This is a genomic window from Corynebacterium renale, assembly GCF_002563965.1.
Classification (GTDB): domain Bacteria; phylum Actinomycetota; class Actinomycetes; order Mycobacteriales; family Mycobacteriaceae; genus Corynebacterium; species Corynebacterium renale.
Map to the genome: position 1 here is coordinate 1923717 of NZ_PDJF01000001.1, position 16222 is coordinate 1939938.

15 protein-coding genes are annotated in these 16222 nt (G+C 56.9%); 14 read left to right on the plus strand and 1 reads right to left on the minus strand.

Annotated features, from left to right (window positions below; all coding sequences use genetic code 11):
* The first annotated feature begins 20 nt into the window (after nucleotides 1-20).
* The 13 genes from ATK06_RS09010 to ATK06_RS09070 all read left to right on the plus strand — a co-directional run bounded on the left by ATK06_RS09010 (nucleotide 21) and on the right by ATK06_RS09070 (nucleotide 14903).
* The gene (locus ATK06_RS09010; RefSeq protein WP_048381715.1) at nucleotides 21-857 is read left to right on the plus strand and encodes a tRNA (adenine-N1)-methyltransferase; all 837 of its coding nucleotides are present in this window, start codon (nucleotides 21-23) and stop codon (nucleotides 855-857) included.
* Nucleotides 858-927: 70 nt separating this feature from the next.
* A complete protein-coding gene (gene arc, locus ATK06_RS09015) occupies nucleotides 928-2475 on the plus strand; it encodes a proteasome ATPase (protein WP_169916291.1) in 1548 nt (515 codons plus the stop codon).
* Nucleotides 2476-2510: 35 nt separating this feature from the next.
* Nucleotides 2511-4055, plus strand: coding sequence for a depupylase/deamidase Dop (gene dop / locus ATK06_RS09020; protein ID WP_098389216.1), 1545 nt, complete (start codon nucleotides 2511-2513; stop codon nucleotides 4053-4055).
* Nucleotides 4056-4099: 44 nt separating this feature from the next.
* On the plus strand, nucleotides 4100-4288 hold the full coding sequence (locus ATK06_RS09025; RefSeq protein WP_048381717.1) for a ubiquitin-like protein Pup: 189 nt from the start codon (nucleotides 4100-4102) through the stop codon (nucleotides 4286-4288).
* A 3-nt stretch (nucleotides 4289-4291) separates the two neighbouring features.
* Nucleotides 4292-5758, plus strand: a complete 1467-nt coding sequence (gene pafA / locus ATK06_RS09030; RefSeq protein WP_048381720.1) for a Pup--protein ligase — start codon at nucleotides 4292-4294, stop codon at nucleotides 5756-5758.
* Nucleotides 5759-5821: 63 nt separating this feature from the next.
* Nucleotides 5822-6820: a helix-turn-helix transcriptional regulator gene (locus ATK06_RS09035; protein WP_053072909.1), complete on the plus strand. Its 999-nt coding sequence runs from the start codon at nucleotides 5822-5824 to the stop codon at nucleotides 6818-6820.
* A 3-nt stretch (nucleotides 6821-6823) separates the two neighbouring features.
* Entirely contained in the window at nucleotides 6824-7813 is a 990-nt protein-coding gene (locus ATK06_RS09040) for a helix-turn-helix transcriptional regulator (protein WP_048381722.1), read from the plus strand.
* A 61-nt stretch (nucleotides 7814-7874) separates the two neighbouring features.
* The gene (gene tatA / locus ATK06_RS09045) at nucleotides 7875-8135 is read left to right on the plus strand and encodes a Sec-independent protein translocase subunit TatA (RefSeq protein WP_048381723.1); all 261 of its coding nucleotides are present in this window, start codon (nucleotides 7875-7877) and stop codon (nucleotides 8133-8135) included.
* A gap of 92 nt (nucleotides 8136-8227) precedes the next feature.
* Entirely contained in the window at nucleotides 8228-9307 is a 1080-nt protein-coding gene (tatC, locus tag ATK06_RS09050; protein ID WP_098389217.1) for a twin-arginine translocase subunit TatC, read from the plus strand.
* A gap of 56 nt (nucleotides 9308-9363) precedes the next feature.
* Nucleotides 9364-12159 carry a DEAD/DEAH box helicase gene (locus ATK06_RS09055; RefSeq protein WP_098389218.1) on the plus strand — a complete coding sequence of 932 codons (2796 nt, stop codon included), beginning with the start codon at nucleotides 9364-9366 and terminating at the stop codon, nucleotides 12157-12159.
* Nucleotides 12160-12247: 88 nt separating this feature from the next.
* On the plus strand, nucleotides 12248-13375 hold the full coding sequence (locus tag ATK06_RS09060) for a M24 family metallopeptidase (protein ID WP_408608289.1): 1128 nt from the start codon (nucleotides 12248-12250) through the stop codon (nucleotides 13373-13375).
* The gene (locus ATK06_RS09065; RefSeq protein WP_098389219.1) at nucleotides 13376-14113 is read left to right on the plus strand and encodes an SDR family oxidoreductase; all 738 of its coding nucleotides are present in this window, start codon (nucleotides 13376-13378) and stop codon (nucleotides 14111-14113) included.
* Between the two features lie 58 nt (nucleotides 14114-14171).
* Complete coding sequence (locus ATK06_RS09070; protein ID WP_048381729.1) at nucleotides 14172-14903, plus strand: precorrin-6A/cobalt-precorrin-6A reductase; 732 nt, start codon at nucleotides 14172-14174, stop codon at nucleotides 14901-14903.
* Here the strand turns inward: ATK06_RS09070 and ATK06_RS09075 are convergent.
* Entirely contained in the window at nucleotides 14900-15553 is a 654-nt protein-coding gene (locus ATK06_RS09075; protein ID WP_111704140.1) for a hypothetical protein, read from the minus strand. The two genes, ATK06_RS09070 and ATK06_RS09075, sit on opposite strands and share 4 nt — an antisense overlap.
* Between ATK06_RS09075 and ATK06_RS09080 the strand changes: the two genes are divergently transcribed.
* On the plus strand, nucleotides 15545-16189 hold the full coding sequence (locus tag ATK06_RS09080; protein WP_048381731.1) for an FxsA family protein: 645 nt from the start codon (nucleotides 15545-15547) through the stop codon (nucleotides 16187-16189). The two genes, ATK06_RS09075 and ATK06_RS09080, sit on opposite strands and share 9 nt — an antisense overlap.
* The last annotated feature ends 33 nt before the right edge of the window (nucleotides 16190-16222 follow it).

A 16222-nucleotide genomic window follows, 5' to 3' on the forward strand; every position in this document is an offset into this window, starting at 1 on the left:
GCAGTAGGCAGAGGTATTTCATGGCTCAATCAGGACCTTTTCAGGCTGGCGATCGCGTCCAGCTCACCGACGCTAAGCGCCGCCACTTCACTATCGTGGCCACGCCTGGTGCCGAGTTCCACACGCACAAGGGCCGGATCTTTCACGATGACATCATCGGGACACCTGAGGGGTCAGTAGTCCGCTCGGAACAGGGATCTGAGTTTCTTGCCTTCCGCCACCTGTACGTAGATCACGTGCTGTCCATGCCACGTGGTGCAGCGGTGATTTACCCGAAGGACACGGGCCAAATCCTCGTCGAGGGCGACATTTTCCCCGGCGCGCGCGTCCTCGAGGCGGGTGCCGGTTCCGGGGCGCTGTCGATTGCGCTGCTTCGTGCCGTGGGAGAGCAGGGAAAGGTCTTTTCCTACGAGATTCGCGATGACCATATTCAGTACGCAAAGAGCAATGTGGACGAATATTTCGGTGAGCGCCCTGCCCAGTGGGAACCTGTTTTGGGTGATTTTGGCGCGATCACGGTTGACGATCTCGGTGGTCCTGTAGACCGCATCATCTTGGACATGGTTGAACCGTGGCACTACTTTGATACCGTCGAGCGTCTGCTTATTCCCGGTGGGGTCATGATGACCTACGTTGCCACGGTGCCGCAGCTCATGAATGTTATGGAAGGCCTTCGTGCGCAAAAGTGTTTCACGGAGCCGCGCGCTTGGGAGACGTTGCTGCGTGAATGGCGTGTAGAGGGTTTGGCAACACGCCCAGAGCACCGTATGAACGCGCACACGGCCTTCTTGGTGTCTACGCGGCGGCTTGCCGACGGCGTCACGCCTCCACGGCCGCAGCGCAAGGCTCGTCGATAAGCGACTAACTGCACGTATTCTCCCCGGTGTTACATGGGACCGGGGCGAGAACGTTCGTGAGGGTGAGACAATGGTTTTCAAAGATGACGCATCCGGGTCGAGCGGACAGCCTGCGCCGGGGGAAATAGAGCAACTACGCCGTGAGCTACGTACGTTGGGTGCGCGCAACAAGAAACTCGCGGACATGCTTCGTGCGTCGCGTGAGAAACTTGGTGCTTTTAAGGAACGGTTGGATAACTTAAGCCAGCCGCCGTCTTCCTATGGTGTGTTCGTGGAGCACTCTGAGCAGGTAGGTAGCGCCGAGGTCATGGTGGGTGGCAAGCACATGCGCTTAGTGGTGTCGCCGGCAGTGCCTAGGGCGTCCTTACAGCCAGGGATGGAGGTACGGCTGGGCGAAGGACTTTTAGTAGTGGAAGCGGTTGGTTATCCGTCTACTGGGTCAGTCGGGGTTGTCTTAGACGTGATCTCCGGCTCTCGGGCTGTAGTGGCCGATGCGTTGGGGGAGCATCACGTTATTCGCCTGGGCTTCGATATCGGTAGTTCTGGTCAAAGGCCACTGCGCGCGGGGGATCGGGTGCTTTATGATTCCCGGAGTGCTGTCGGCTACGAAGCTATACCGGCATCTGACGTTGCACAGTTGGTTCTTGAGGAAGTTCCGGATGTCTCCTATGCGGACATCGGTGGTCTAGACGCGCAGATTGAATACATCCAGGATGCTGTCGAATTGCCGTTTAGCCACCCCGAGCAATTCCGCCGTTATGGCCTCAAACCGCCAAAGGGCGTGCTGTTGTACGGGCCTCCTGGTTGCGGAAAGACGCTGATTGCCAAGGCGGTGGCTAATGCACTGGCCTCGCGCACCGGGGAGGGGTCGCAACCTTACTTCTTCAATATCAAGGGCCCTGAGCTGCTGAACAAGTTCGTTGGTGAAACGGAGCGTCAGCTTCGGATGATCTTCGAGCGTGCCCGGGAGCTTGCCGACGACGGCCATCCGGTGATTATCTTCTTCGATGAGATGGAATCGCTCTTCCGTACTCGCGGCAGTGGACGTTCCTCTGACATCGAAACTACCATCGTGCCGCAACTGCTGGCCGAACTTGATGGCGTAGAGCAGACCAAGAACGTCATCATCATCGGTGCGACGAACCGCGAGGAGCTCATCGACCCCGCAATTCTGCGCCCCGGCCGTTTGGACGTCAAGATTAAAATCAACCGCCCAGACAAGAGTGGCTCGGAAGCTATTTTCCGGCGTTACCTCACCGAGGACTTGCCGTTGGAGGTGCCGGTCGAAGAGCTTATATCGGGCGCCGTTGATACCTTGTTTGCTGATTCTCCGTTCTTGGAGCTGACGTCCGACCGCGGTAATGTTTCGGTGCTGCACCACCGGGACTTCGTCTCTGGAGCGATGATTGCCAATATCTGTGACCGGGCCAAGAAGTCTGCGTTGAAACGTTCCTTGCGTGGCGATTCCACCGGCATCACTACCGACGACATACGCCAAGCGATTCTGGCGGAACGCGAAGAAGGAACTGACTTGCCAAACACTTCCGACCCTGCGGGGTGGGCCCGGATTGCCGGAAGCGCCCGTAATATCACGCACGTTCGCATACTCAACTCTTAAGCCATTGTTCGCCTATTGCTGTGAGGAGTTCTACGATGAGCCGTTACCTCGGCCTGGAGACTGAATACGGGATTGCTACCCCGGGCCACGAAGAAGTGAGCCCCATCATCACGTCAACTCATGCTGTAGTCGCCTATGCTGCCGCGCACACGGAGCACCGACCGAGGTGGGACTACGCAGAAGAGTCGCCGCTGAAAGATACGCGTGGCTATGACTTGAAGCGGTATCACAACGTTCCTGTCGTCGACGCAAACGCGGTGGGCGTAGCCAGTATGATGCTCCCGAATGGAGCTCGGTTCTACGTGGATCACGCGCACCCGGAGTATTCGACCCCCGAGTGCTCAAACGCGTGGCAGGCGATGGTCTACGATGCTGCAGGCAACCTGGTCGTGGATAAGGCGCGTAGCATCATCGATGAACTTTACGCCCAAGGTGTATCTACTCTGAAGGGCCATCCTGCCTGCCCGCCGCTGAAGTTGTACAAGAACAATGTCGATGGGAAAGGCGCTTCCTACGGCAGTCACGAGAATTATCTCTATTCGCGATCCACAAATTTTGACACGCTAGCTGCAGCACTGATCCCGTTTTTCGTGGCTCGGATTGTGGTCATCGGCGCTGGACGTATGGGAATAGGGGAACGTGGCGAAGAATCCGGTTTCCAGATTTCGCAGCGGGCTGATTACTTCATGCAGGAAATATCGTTGGAGACAACGCTTAACCGTGGAATCATTAATACCCGCGACGAACCGCACGCTGCCTTCGACCATTTCCGGAGGCTCCACGTCATCGTCGGGGACGCAAATATGTCCCAGACGTCGAACCTCCTAAAAGTTGGCATGACAAGCCTGGTCATTGATGCCATTGAAAACGGTGTCGATTTCAGTGACCTCGCCCTTGTAGATCCTGTAAGCGAGTTGAAGAACTTCTCCCGTGACCTCAGCCTCACGCGCAAGGCGCGACTCAAAGATGATCGCGAGCTCACCGCTTTGGAGATTCTGGCTGAATATCGTTCGCGAGTTGAAGGCCGGACGGACGTCGATAAGCAGGTCCTGGAGCTGTGGGATGAAGCCACCGGGCTGCTTGCGGAGGAACCACTGTCCGCGGCCCATCTTCTGGATTGGGTGGCAAAGTGGAAGCTCATCTCCACCTACATCGACAGGGGCATCCCGGTCAACAGTCCGAAATTGCAGCTCATTGACCTTCAGTACACGGACATTGATCCAGCGAAAGGCCTGTACTACGCCTTGCTGCGCGCAGGACGGATGCGGGCTCTGGCAACTCCAGAAGAAATCGCGCGCGCTGCGAAAACGCCACCTGAAGAAACTCGAGCATGGTTCCGGGGCATTCTCGCTTCGGAGTTTGCTTCCCATGTTGTGGCTTCCAGCTGGCAAAACGTCATCGTGGAAGGTCGTGATGGGCACGTGCGCATCGACATGCCTACAGTCGACGCCCTGAACAAAACTGCGGTAGGCGCGCTTGTCGACGACGCCTCCGGAGACATTGACGCACTCCTTGACGCATTGGCCGTATACGTCGAAACCGAAGAAACGCACATCCCAGTACAGGTCACCCCACTGTAAAGGACTACTCCTACAATCGGAAGTTGATAACAGAAAGGACAACCATGGCACAACAAGGGTTTACATCCTCAAACGCACACGACAACGCACCGGACGATCATGGCGAAGAGCACGTCGCTGCACCCCAGATTGATACGCAAAGTGCAGACGACTTGCTGGCGGAAATCGATGACCTCCTTGAGGAAAACGCGGAGGAGTTCGTTAACTCGTACGTGCAAAAAGGCGGCCAGTAAGCCATGAGCCAGGCAGTTCTGCAGAGAATCATGGGGATCGAGACCGAATACGGTTTGGTCCTCCGGAAACCGTCGGCGAGCCAGCAATCTGGTTCAGGCGCGCGCCGCAGCGGGAAAGGTCTCAGCCCAGATGAGGTCGCACGCTACCTTTTCCGCCCGGTGGTACGGGAATACTCTAGTTCAAACGTGTTCCTGCCCAATGGATCGCGCCTCTACTTGGACGTGGGATCGCACCCGGAATACGCTACTGCGGAATGCCTCACTATTTCTGATCTGCTAGCCCAAGAACGGGCCGGCGATCGCCTGTTCACACAGCTCGCAGATACCGCCGAGGAAGCCCTCTCCGCTGATGGCTTCAACGGGTCTATCTACCTGTTTAAAAATAACGTGGACTCAGCGGGCAATTCCTATGGCTGCCACGAAAATTACCTGGTCAGCCGGCACACTAGCCTCAAGGCTTTTGGGCGGCAACTCTTACCGATGTTGGTCACCCGTCAGCTCATCGCTGGATCTGGGAGAATTCTTCCCACACAGGGCGATGAGCCTGCACGCCTCGTCTTATCCCAACGTGCTGACCACATGCTCGACGGCGTGTCCTCAGCAACCACTCGCTCACGGCCGATGATTAATACGCGAGACGAACCACACGCGGATTCCTCCAAGTACCGGCGTATGCACGTCATCGTCGGCGATTCCAATATTGCCCAACCCACCTTCGTGCTGAAGATTGGTTCTGCACTGCTCACAATTGAGATGCTGGAAGCCGGTTGGGATCTTCCGGACATGGAGCTGGCTGATCCCACACGTGCCATCCGCGACGTGTCCCGCGACCTCACCGGACGCACACCGGTGGAACTGCGCGACGGCAGTACCATGACAGCACTAGAAATCCAGATGACCCTCTGCGAAGCCGCGCACGATTGGCTACACGAGCGTCCCACCACAGGCCCCGGCGAGTACCTCCATGAGGAGCTCATCTACGCCGCAGATCTGTGGAAGCGCACCCTCGAAGCGATGGAAGCAGGGGATATGAGTCCCGTCGAGACAGAAATTGACTGGGTCATCAAAAAGAAGCTTCTCGACGCCTACCGGCTCCGCGGCGACCTCGACTGGAACGATCCGCGACTCCGGGAAATCGATCTGCGCTATCACGATATTCGCCCTGGTAGAGGTTTAGGCACCGTTCTGGAACAGCGGGGAGCTATAGCAACATGGCTCAGCCCAGACTCTGTAGCCCACGCAACGGAGAACCCACCCCAACACACGCGCGCAGCTATCCGGGGTAAATTCCTTCGCACAGCACGTGAGGTGGGAGCCATGGTGAATGCGGACTGGACCACTGTGAAAATTAACCGGCCAGAGCCTACCTCCGTTCGGCTCAATGACCCTTTTGAGACCGATAACACGGAGGTAGACACCCTCATTCAGACCATGGTTGACCACGCTAGAGAAACTGGTCCGCAACAATAGCGCCGCCGCGCCAGACCACCCTGGGCCATAATGGGTGGACATTGAAAGGAGCGTGAGCCGTACGTGGCTGCTGAACAGACGACGCCGCAGGAGAATCCGCGGGACAAGACCGACCGGATTTTGCAGTTGATGTTTGTCCTCATTGACTCTGCTAGGTCCGGGCATCCTTTTTTAAGTATCACTGACTTGAGGTCGAAGATTCGCGATTACTCGGGGAAGTCTGTCGACGCAGCACGGCATATGCTCAACCGTGACGTGGAGGCCATCGCACGCATGGGGATGCCACTTGAGCGCACCACTTTTCCCGATGGCTCATTCGGCTACCGGCTTAACTCGCAGCGCTATGAGTTGCCTGAAATCGACTTCACACCGGAAGAAGCTGCTGTTTTGGGTTTAGCCGGTGATTTAGGACGACGAACTGAACTGGCAGCCTTTGCTCGCTCCGGGTGGAGCAAACTCGCTGCGGGTGGACTAGACCGCGATCTGTCTGACTCGACTCACGAGATTTTCTACCAAGTAGATGATTTCTCTAGCGTGACCCCGCAGGTATGGAAGCCCATCATTCATGCGGTCGCGAAAAAAGTCACGGTCACGTTCGACTACACTCCATCGCCCGCAGCTACCCCGCAGCCCCGGCGTATGGATCCGTGGGCGGTCGTCCCGTTAAACAACCGTATCTATCTCCTCGGCTTTGACCTGGATAAAAACGCGGGACGCGCCTTCCGCATTGTGAAAATCTCACGCGTTATCCGCACCGACCGCCCGATTACCCACCCTCATCCCGCCGACTTGAGCGCGACCGAGTTGGTGAAGGAATCACTTCAGCGCAATAGGACTCTCATCGACGCCACCGTACGCATCTTCACCGGCACTAGCCAAGCCTTGCGCAACGCAGGGGAAGTTTCTGCGTCAGAGGATGGCCTCGACACCATCACACTTCACGACGTCGACCGGGAGTGGTTAGTCCGTACGGTAGCAAGTTATGGTGCCCAGGCCCGCGTCGTTAGTCCTGAGGACGTAGTCAGCGAAGTGCAGGAACTCATCCAGAAAGCGGTGAACTAACCCGTGGCAAAAAATTCTAAGCTCAACGACATTGCCCGTTCACTTAATCTGCTGCCGTACTTCCAGGCGCACCCTGGCCGAACCGTTTTTGAAGCGGCGCGGGACCTCGGCGAAGACGTCTCCGATATCGTCAATGATCTGCACAGATTGCACTGTACTGGCCCTGGCGAATATCCGGATGAGCTCGTCGATCTTCAGGCTTCATACACTGAAGTCCAAATTTTGAATAACCAGGGACTTAATCGGCCGTTACGGCTCACGGCGGCTGAGGCGGCAGCTTTGTTGCTAACCCTTGAAGCATTGGAAAGTACTCCCGGTTTAGTGGACGATCCGAAAGCCGTCGTATCTGCAGCCGCAAAATTGCGGAAAGCCACCGGCGGTGAAAGCCCCGTAGCCGACGTAACACCCGAGTCCTACGCCAACGGCACTGCAGCCGCACCGGAAGTTTTCTCCCGCCTTAAAAATGCGCTACACAAAGGCACTTCAGTAAAGTTTTCCTACCAATCGGTAAATAACGAGATTCCCTCGCAACCGCAGGTAGCACCACTACACATCTTCCGGCTTGATGACATTCTCTACCTGAAAGCTTGGAATCCCACAAGCGATGGCGGCGTTGGAGCAATCCGTACATACCGGCTGGACCGTATGTCGGACATCGAGGATGTAGCAACGATCACGGTCCCAGCCTCAGCACGCCAATTTTCGCCAGATGATCCGTTCGATTGGGAGAATTCGGCGCAAGTCGCAGAGCTAAAAATATCCCGCGACTCAGCGTGGCTTGCGGATTACCACCCGCTCACCATCGATGGGGAAGCCGACGATGCAGATTCTTTGCGTGCGCACTTGCCAGTGGCATCAGTTGTATGGCTGCAACGATTTGCCCTTTTCCACGCAGACAGAATCGAAGTCGTAGGACCGCCGGACCTGGCAGCTGCTGTCAAGGAATACGCGCTTTCGGCATCGAGGGCGTATGATGAGGATTCGACAATGTAGTTACGATTGCACCGCCGTGCCGCGGGGCAATCTGTGGTAAAGACCTTGTAGAAGGGTAACAATGCCAAACCTTGGTGCAACTGAGATCATCATTATTTTGGTCGTCATCGTCGTTCTTTTCGGCGCCAAGAAGCTTCCGGACGCAGCTCGGTCTTTGGGGCGCTCCATGCGTATTTTCCGCTCGGAAGTCAAGGAAATGAAAAATGATGACCAGCAAGAAATTTCCGCGCAATCTGCCCCCGAGCAGCTCCCTCAGGCCAACCAACAACCCGGGGAGAACGTGCAGGTTGTAGAAAATCAAGAGCCACGCAACCAGCAGTAAACTGCCCAGCTCCGATAACCGTGACATCACGACGGCACGGGGCACGATTGTTTTCGCATCATCACCGCAGTTAAAGGAAGTATGGCCCAGATATGAGTTCGCCTGAATCGTCGCCTACGGCCGGTTCGTCGGCTCAGGCGGCACGTCGTAGCGCGCGCCGGCGCCTATTTAGGAAAAAAGCGAACGACGAAGCCACCATGAGCATCATGGAGCACCTCCAGGAGCTCCGCAGGCGTGTCATCATCAGCGCTATCGCAATCACAATCGGCACAATCATCGGCTTCCTGTGGTACCAAAATTCGATCTTCGGAATCCCCACGTTGGGTGACCTTCTCCGAGGCCCGTATTGCAAACTTCCGCCGGAACTGCGCGCGCAATTTACTCCCGACGGCGAATGCAAACTTCTTGCAACCAGCCCCTTCGAAATGTTCCTTTTACGCATGAAGGTTGGCGCGCTAGCCGGTCTAGTGTTTTCTTCACCTGTGTGGCTTACCCAGATCTGGCGGTTTATCGCACCGGGCCTTCACAAAAAAGAAAAGCGCTTGACATTTAGTTTCGTCACCATTGCAGTCGCTTTATTCGTCGCAGGTGCCGTGTTGGCTTACTTCGTTGTGTCGTACGGGTTGGAAATGCTGGTGTCTATCGGCGGGGAAGCCCAGGTCGCAGCGCTCACCGGTGACAGGTATTTTAGCTTCCTTCTCGCTTTGCTTCTCATCTTCGGTATCAGCTTCGAGGTTCCGCTATTCATCTGCGGTCTGAACCTGGCCGGCTTGGTCTCATATGACTCGATCAAGGGAAAGCGCTCCTATATCGTCGTAGGCTTGTTTATTTTCGCCGCGTTTTTAACCCCCGGTCAGGATCCATTTTCCATGTTGATTCTTGCGGTGGCCCTTACTATTTTGGTGGAAATTGCCGTGCAATTCTGTCGAATTAACGACAAACGCAAGAAGAAGCAGCGTCCCGACTGGTTAGACGTCGATGACGAGTCCGCCACCCCAATCAATGCCGCTACTCCCACTCCGAAAGCAGGCGCGCTCGATGCATCGGAGGGTATGTCTGTGGGCTCTCCAGAGCGTATCCATGCCTCTGGGCCGGTTACGCCATCACCGCGACCAGTGGCCGATCGGACTACGACACTGACTGAAGGCACGGATTTTAGCGACGTGCTGTAGGCCACCGGAGGGGCGTCGATAAGCATGCCCAGTGTGGCACCTGTAAGTTGGAATGCATGATTTTCCCACTGACCCAGGAGTTTGCACAAAAGCGTTCATTTCCGCTTGACCCGTTTCAGCGCCAGGGTTGCCAAGCAATCGAACAAGGCCACGGAGTGCTTGTCTGTGCGCCGACCGGTGCTGGTAAAACCGTGGTGGGAGAATTTGCAGTAGCTATGGCGCTGCGCAAGGGGACACGCTGCTTTTACACGACTCCGATTAAAGCGCTCAGTAACCAGAAGTATCACGACCTCCTCGCGGAATACGGGGAAGACGCAGTTGGTTTGCTCACTGGTGATCAGTCGATTAACCGTGACGCGCAGATTGTGGTGATGACCACGGAAGTTTTGCGCAATATGATCTACAGCGACAATGCCGCTTTAGGGCTGCTGAGCCACGTGGTCATGGATGAAATTCACTTCCTCGGCGATCGCTCCCGTGGCGCTGTATGGGAGGAAGTCATTCTGAATCTGGATGAGTCCGTAACTATCGTGGGATTGTCGGCAACGGTGTCCAATGCTGAGGAATTCGGTCGCTGGCTCAACACCGTCCGTGGCGAAACGGATGTCATAGTCTCGGAGCACCGTCCCGTTCCCTTGAATCAGTGGATGATGGTCGGTCCTCGCGTCTATCCGCTTTTTGAACCCGGAACCGGTGACCCGGCTGGGTACGGCGGGAATGTCAACGCCTCTCTCGAACGCGCCATTTCTCGCTTGACTGACGACGAACCCAGCTCCGGTGAACGTCACTCCTGGAAAGAAACTAGCAAGTCGGACAAGTCTGGTTTCCGGTCCCGGTCGCACGGACGCCGGCCTTCACGCTCCGGACGCCCACGAGATGTGCACAAACCGATGGGTCGGCCAGAGGTACTCAAAATCTTGGAAAACCGAGACATGCTCCCGGCTATCACCTTCATTTTCTCCCGCGCGGGGTGCGACGCCGCGTTGTACCAGTGCCTGCGCTCCAAACTAATCCTGACTGATCAGGATGAAGCTGACGAGATTGGCCGTATCGTGGACGCCGGCGTGGAAGATATTCCAGAGGAAGACCTCAAGGTTCTGAACTTCCGTCAGTGGCGTGCAGCTCTGCAACGCGGATTCGCTGCCCACCACGCCGGAATGCTTCCGGCCTTCCGGCATATCGTGGAAGAACTCTTCGTCCGTGGCTTAGTACGCGCGGTGTTTGCTACCGAGACCCTTGCGCTGGGAATTAATATGCCGGCGCGCTCAGTGGTACTAGAGAAGACGGTCAAGTTCAATGGCGATGCCCATGTTGACCTCACACCGGGGGAGTACACGCAGTTGACTGGCCGCGCTGGCCGTCGAGGCATAGATATCGTGGGCAATGCTGTTGTGCAGTGGAGTCCGGCTGTAGACCCCCAAGCCATAGCTGGTCTTGCTTCGACGCGTACGTACCCGTTGATTTCGACGTTTGAACCGGGCTACAACATGTCAATCAATCTGCTCGACGCCCATGGGTACGAGGGATCCATCGGCCTGCTGGAAAGTTCGTTTGCCCAGTTCCAGGCAGATGGGTCGGTTGTGGGCCAAGCGCGCGACATTGACCGGGCCCAACATCGCGTGCGTCAATTGGAAGACCAACTAGCTGACACTCTTCATGCCCACGGCATTGATACCCCGGAGGCTTCCGGTGACGTAGAAGATTACGCTCACATTCGCGGTGAACTCTCGCGTGCGGAAAAAGATCACAAGAAACAGGCACGCGCCCAGCGTCAAGAGGAAACCGCACGAATTCTTGGCCGCCTGGACGTCGGGGAAGTTATCGCCATGCCTACGAAGAAGCGGCCTTTGCTGGCGGTAGTTGTCTCCCCGGCGCGCCACCACGATAATCCAGCGCCAATGGTGATTGCAGAGACCGGTTGGTCAGGACGCGTCGAGCCGGCTGCGTTCGGTAATCCTCCCGTTGTGGTCGGGCGTTTGCGCTTGCCACGTAATATTACGCACAATCCACGGAAGAATACGCGCTTTGTGGTACGGGCCTTTAAACAAGCCCGTTTTGATCGCCCGAAGTCCCTTAAGCAGGAGGCTCGGGTGCGTCCCAGTGCGGAGGTCAAGGGATTGCGTGCAGAGATGAAGCATCACCCTGTTCACACTTGGCCTGATTTCGTGCGTGAGGAAGCTGTGCGTATTGCGCAGCGTTTGGCGCGACGGCGCCGGGACCTGGCTCGGCTGACGGGGGCATCGGCTTCTTCTGACACCTTAGGTAAGACTTTTGCACGCATTTTGGATCTGCTTGCGGAGATGGATTACGTGGAAGTCTCATCTGAAGGCGTGTATTCCGTGACCGATGAAGGGCAGCGTCTTTCACGCATCCATTCCGAGTCGGATCTTTTGGTGGCGCAGTGCCTCAAGCGCGGTGTGTGGGATGGTTTAGACCCGGCGGAACTCGCGGGCGTTGCCTCGATGTGTGTGTTTGAAAACCGCAAGGAGACTCGTGGGGTTCCTGAAGCTGCCACGGAGCCTATGGCTGCGGCTATGAACGCCACCGAACGAATTTGGACCGAGCTCTCCAGTGATGAGCGTCGATACCGTCTACCTGTGACCCGTGAGCCTGAAGCTGCGTTTGCCCTTGCAATCCATCAGTGGACGGCGGGTGCACCTTTAGGGTATGCGCTGGCAGCCGCTGCGGAATCTGGTGCGGAGTTGAGCCCGGGTGATTTTGTGCGCTGGTGCCGTCAGGTCATTGACATATTAGGCCAGGTTGCGGCTACGGGGTACAGCGATGAGATTAAGCGCAATGCGCACAAGGCTATCGACGCTATCCAGCGTGGTGTTGTGGCCATTGGGTCCTAGGCCTGTCGGGGTTGTTGCGTCGTGAGTTTTCCGCTTAGCCGGGCGAGGGCGCGCGTGCGTGCCGGTTGTGTTTACTACGATGGCTGGCATGGTGAACATGTTTAATCCTGCCGTGTATTCGCACCGACTCGCGCTCGCGCAAGACGCGTGCAAGCAGCAGGGGATTGCAGCTGCAATTTTTGCTACGGGGCCGGACTTCGCATATTTCACTGGTTCGTGGGTATCCAGCCATGAACGGTTGACAGCGCTTGTTGTTCCTGCGCACGGCCGGCCGTTTATCGTTATCCCAGCTACCGACGCCGGCGACCTGAAGTTGAGCGCGGTACCAGAGTTGGACATTGAGGTTCTCACATGGCGTGATGGTGCAACTCCATCCGCCTACGCGGTCTTGGCGGACAATATAGGAAGACCTGAAGCCCTCGCGAGGGTGGCAATTAGTGAATCTCTTGATGCTGGCCACATACTCGAATTAAACGAGGTGCTGCCTCAGGCCAGGTGGGTGTCCGCGCAGAAGACGCTGCAGAGCATTCTCACCGTGAAAGATGCTGCGGAAATTGAACAGTTGGCTGCTGCGGGAGTTGCAATTGATGCGGTCCATGCTCGGGTTCCTGCGTTACTGCAGGCTGGGCGGACGGAGGCGGAGGTCGCCGAGGATATCCGAGAGCTCATCCTGCGAGAGCACTCAGAAGTGGACTTCATCATCGTAGGCTCGGGCCCTAATGGTGCTCATCCGCACCACGATTATTCTGACCGGATACTGGCGGATGGGGACATCGTCGTGGTGGATATTGGAGGCACATACGGTGCGGGATACCACTCTGACTGCACGCGTACGTATCGCGTCGGCGGAGTGACTAGTCCTGCTCAGATACCGCATGCGTACACGGTACTGCTAGAAGCTCAGACCGCTGCAGTGGAGGCGGTTCGGCCTGGTGTCACTGCAGCGTCTATCGATAAGGTCGCGCGAGACGTTTTGGCAGCGGCTGGGTACGGGGAGTTTTTCACTCATCGCCTCGGGCACGGTATTGGGCTGTCCACCCATGAGCAACCGTTTATCATGCCCGGTAATGATATTGTGCTTGAGCCGGGCATGGCTTTTTCCATTGAACCAGGGGTCTACTTCCCTGATCAGTGGGGAGCACGTATCGAAGATATCGTTGTCGTTACTGAAGATGGTGCTCGTCGCCTTAATAATCAACCACGGGAGCTGGTCTAAATGCCTGGCCCTCTTCTGCTCCTCGGCGCCACGAGCGATATCGGTGGGGAACTGGCCCGTTTGTTGTGTTCGGGCAGGGATTGCGTTCTTGCAGCGCGTCGTCCTGAAGCGGTCGCAGAGCTTGTCGCTGATCTGCGGTCACGTGGGGCGCTTTCGGTTACTGTCACAGCGTTTGAAGCCACTGAAACTACGGCCGCTGAGCGAGCAGTCGACGCGTGCAAGGAGGCCACCGGCCAGTCCCCTGAGATAGCGGTCGTAGCCTTCGGTATCCTTGGCGATCAATCCCGCGCCGAAGAAGACCCGGAGCTAGCCACTGACATCGCTACGATTGATTACACAGCCCAAATAGCTGCACTTACGACCCTCAGCCAGGCGATGAGCCGTGGCTATATCGTGGCATTTTCTTCGATTGCCGGCTGGCGTCCGCGCCGCGCAAACTATGTGTACGGTTCTACAAAAGCAGGACTTGATGCTTTTTGCCAAGGGCTTACCGACGCACTTCGTGGCACCGATCTCCAGATCATAACCGCCCGACCAGGGTTCGTCATCGGTTCAATGACCGAAGGAATGAAGCCAGCGCCACTGTCTGTATACCCGCATGATGTCGCTGAGACTGTGGCATCGCATATTCGTGCCGGGAAGAGGAGCGCTACGTTGTGGATTCCACGCCAGTTACGGCTCTTAGCATGGATCATGAGACTAATCCCGCGGCCGGTGTGGGCGCGAATGCCACGGTGAACCTCGCGTACGCTAGACACAGTACTGATTCGGTGAGGAAGGGTTGATTCGGGTGCGGATGCGCGTTTGCGTGCTCGGCGGAGCGCCATATGCTGAGGAGCTTGTCGCACAGCTGCATTCCGGCGGGTGGGCGGTCACGACCGTGGTACCCGAGAACGTCGTGGTCAATGTCGTGCATGGGGAAGTGGTGACCGGCGATTTCGGTGGTCCCGCTGGTTTGGCGATGCTTCTGCGCAGTCGCCGAATCGAGGTGTTTGTTAACGCGGCTCATCCGTTTGATGTGGATTCTCATTGCGCAGCAGAAGAAGCTGCGCGCGCTACGCGTGTGCCGTTTGTCTCGTTTGCGCCGAAACCATGGGATTATCCGACTATCGACATTGTCGGTTCAGCGGTCGAGGCAGCCCAGACTGCACGCAGGAATGGCCACTATATTCTTGTGGCGGCCTCCCCGCGGTGGGTGGACATGGAGGCGTTTACTTCCGACACTGAAAATCTCTACGTTTTCCGGGCTCCGCACGAACGGCTGGTCCGTTCCATCCGCTTGCCCTCACGGTACCGAGTGCTTCCCGGTCCCATGTTCAATCCCGATGCTAGACATGAAAACGATATGCTCACCGGGCATCAAATAGATTGCGTCATCGTGGCCGACACTGGCGCACCAGCCGCTCAACCGCTTCTCGACGCCGCCTCCCGCCGTGGCATCCCCATTGTCATGATTAAGCGCCCCCGCGTGTTGTCCCGAGACGTTTTGGTCATGGACTCAGTCGAGGACATCGTCAACGCTATTTAGCGCGAATACAACTGATTCACGCTGTCAGCATCAAAAATCATCCCCATCCCCGGCAGAACGCGAAGCACCTGGTCGGCAATCGCTTCGCTGAGGTTGTGAATGAGGACAGTCCCAAACGGCGTGATCGCGCTAGGGGTGCCTATAACCCCGAGGAGACGAGCAAGATAAGAGGAGATTACTCCGTCTTTTAACGCCGCTCCGAGGGACACGGTGCCGTCGTCACGCGAAATCCAGCCGATGACATCTTTTACTTCGACCTGGCGGGAATCCGGTTGCCCACCAAGGATGTGTGTCCGAGCATCCGCTACGCCCAGGTGAGGCTGACCGCCGACCTGTATTTCCACGAGTTCGCTACCCGGTAGCAGGGACCACGCGCATTCTGCAACAGCGGCCTCCGCATTTCTTGGCAAAAGTGGAGGCACGATGACACGCTCTGGCCCCGTGTAAAACCCTAACTGTGCCGCAAGTACTGCGAAGGAGTCCGCATCGGTTACGTCAGGGAACTCCAAAGTGCTGTGGGCAGAGACACGTACAGTCTGTGTTTTAGTCAGATCAGCAAGGTCTGCAATGCCGTCCCATGAGCCAGCGGCTAAGAATCCGCCCGGGGCGTGCACAATGTGAGAATTGGAATCTAAAGAAGCGTGCGTCATTCCTTCATCTTTACCACGGCTGTCGGGCACCCGCGCATCGCCATGGCCATCACAACCTATGATCCTGAAACGGTAGGGTGGGGGACTGTGCCTATTTATCTCGTGATGCTCTACATCCTGCTCGAGGTCTTGGTGTTCGTCGGGATTACCGCCGGACTGGGATTTGGGTGGGCCACTCTCATCTGGCTGCTGTGCACTATAGGCGGGATGATCGCTGCAACTCGGCAAATGCAGGCCCTTGCCCCGCGCTTGCGCAACGTCCCCGCAGACAAACCGGGAGAGGTCGTTGCCACAGCTGCACTCACAGCTGCAGGCGCTGTCCTCCTTGCTCTTCCCGGCATCGTGACTACCGTCCTGGGAATCTTGGTGGTGTGGTCACCAACCCAGCGCATCATTCAATCGTGGGGGTCGCGTACCATAACCTCCCGATTAGAGACGTGGGGCTTGAATGGTTTTACCACAGTCGACCATTTCCGTGGCGCGGCAGCCGCACACCGCTATGACTCAGATCATCCAACAATCATTGACATCGATGTGAACGAATCACCACACTCCGGACCCCAGCAACAATGGCCCCCACAGGTGGAGCAGAAAGACGACGATGGCCAGCAAAGCTCAGAAAAACGCGAGGACTAAAGGGCAACGCCGAGCGCGACCTACCAGCACTGG

Bases quoted from the DNA above. Each gene is read 5' to 3' on its own strand.
- ATK06_RS09010 (WP_048381715.1), top strand. From the start codon at position 21: ATGGCTCAATCAGGACCTTTTCAGGCTGGCGATCGCGTCCAGCTCACC.
- arc (WP_169916291.1), top strand. From the start codon at position 928: ATGGTTTTCAAAGATGACGCATCCGGGTCGAGCGGACAGCCTGCGCCG.
- dop (WP_098389216.1), top strand. From the start codon at position 2,511: ATGAGCCGTTACCTCGGCCTGGAGACTGAATACGGGATTGCTACCCCG.
- ATK06_RS09025 (WP_048381717.1), top strand. From the start codon at position 4,100: ATGGCACAACAAGGGTTTACATCCTCAAACGCACACGACAACGCACCG.
- pafA (WP_048381720.1), top strand. From the start codon at position 4,292: ATGAGCCAGGCAGTTCTGCAGAGAATCATGGGGATCGAGACCGAATAC.
- tatA (WP_048381723.1), top strand. From the start codon at position 7,875: ATGCCAAACCTTGGTGCAACTGAGATCATCATTATTTTGGTCGTCATC.
- tatC (WP_098389217.1), top strand. From the start codon at position 8,228: ATGAGTTCGCCTGAATCGTCGCCTACGGCCGGTTCGTCGGCTCAGGCG.
- ATK06_RS09055 (WP_098389218.1), top strand. From the start codon at position 9,364: ATGATTTTCCCACTGACCCAGGAGTTTGCACAAAAGCGTTCATTTCCG.
- ATK06_RS09060 (WP_408608289.1), top strand. From the start codon at position 12,248: ATGGTGAACATGTTTAATCCTGCCGTGTATTCGCACCGACTCGCGCTC.
- ATK06_RS09065 (WP_098389219.1), top strand. From the start codon at position 13,376: ATGCCTGGCCCTCTTCTGCTCCTCGGCGCCACGAGCGATATCGGTGGG.
- ATK06_RS09070 (WP_048381729.1), top strand. From the start codon at position 14,172: ATGCGCGTTTGCGTGCTCGGCGGAGCGCCATATGCTGAGGAGCTTGTC.
- ATK06_RS09075 (WP_111704140.1), bottom strand. From the start codon at position 15,553: ATGACGCACGCTTCTTTAGATTCCAATTCTCACATTGTGCACGCCCCG.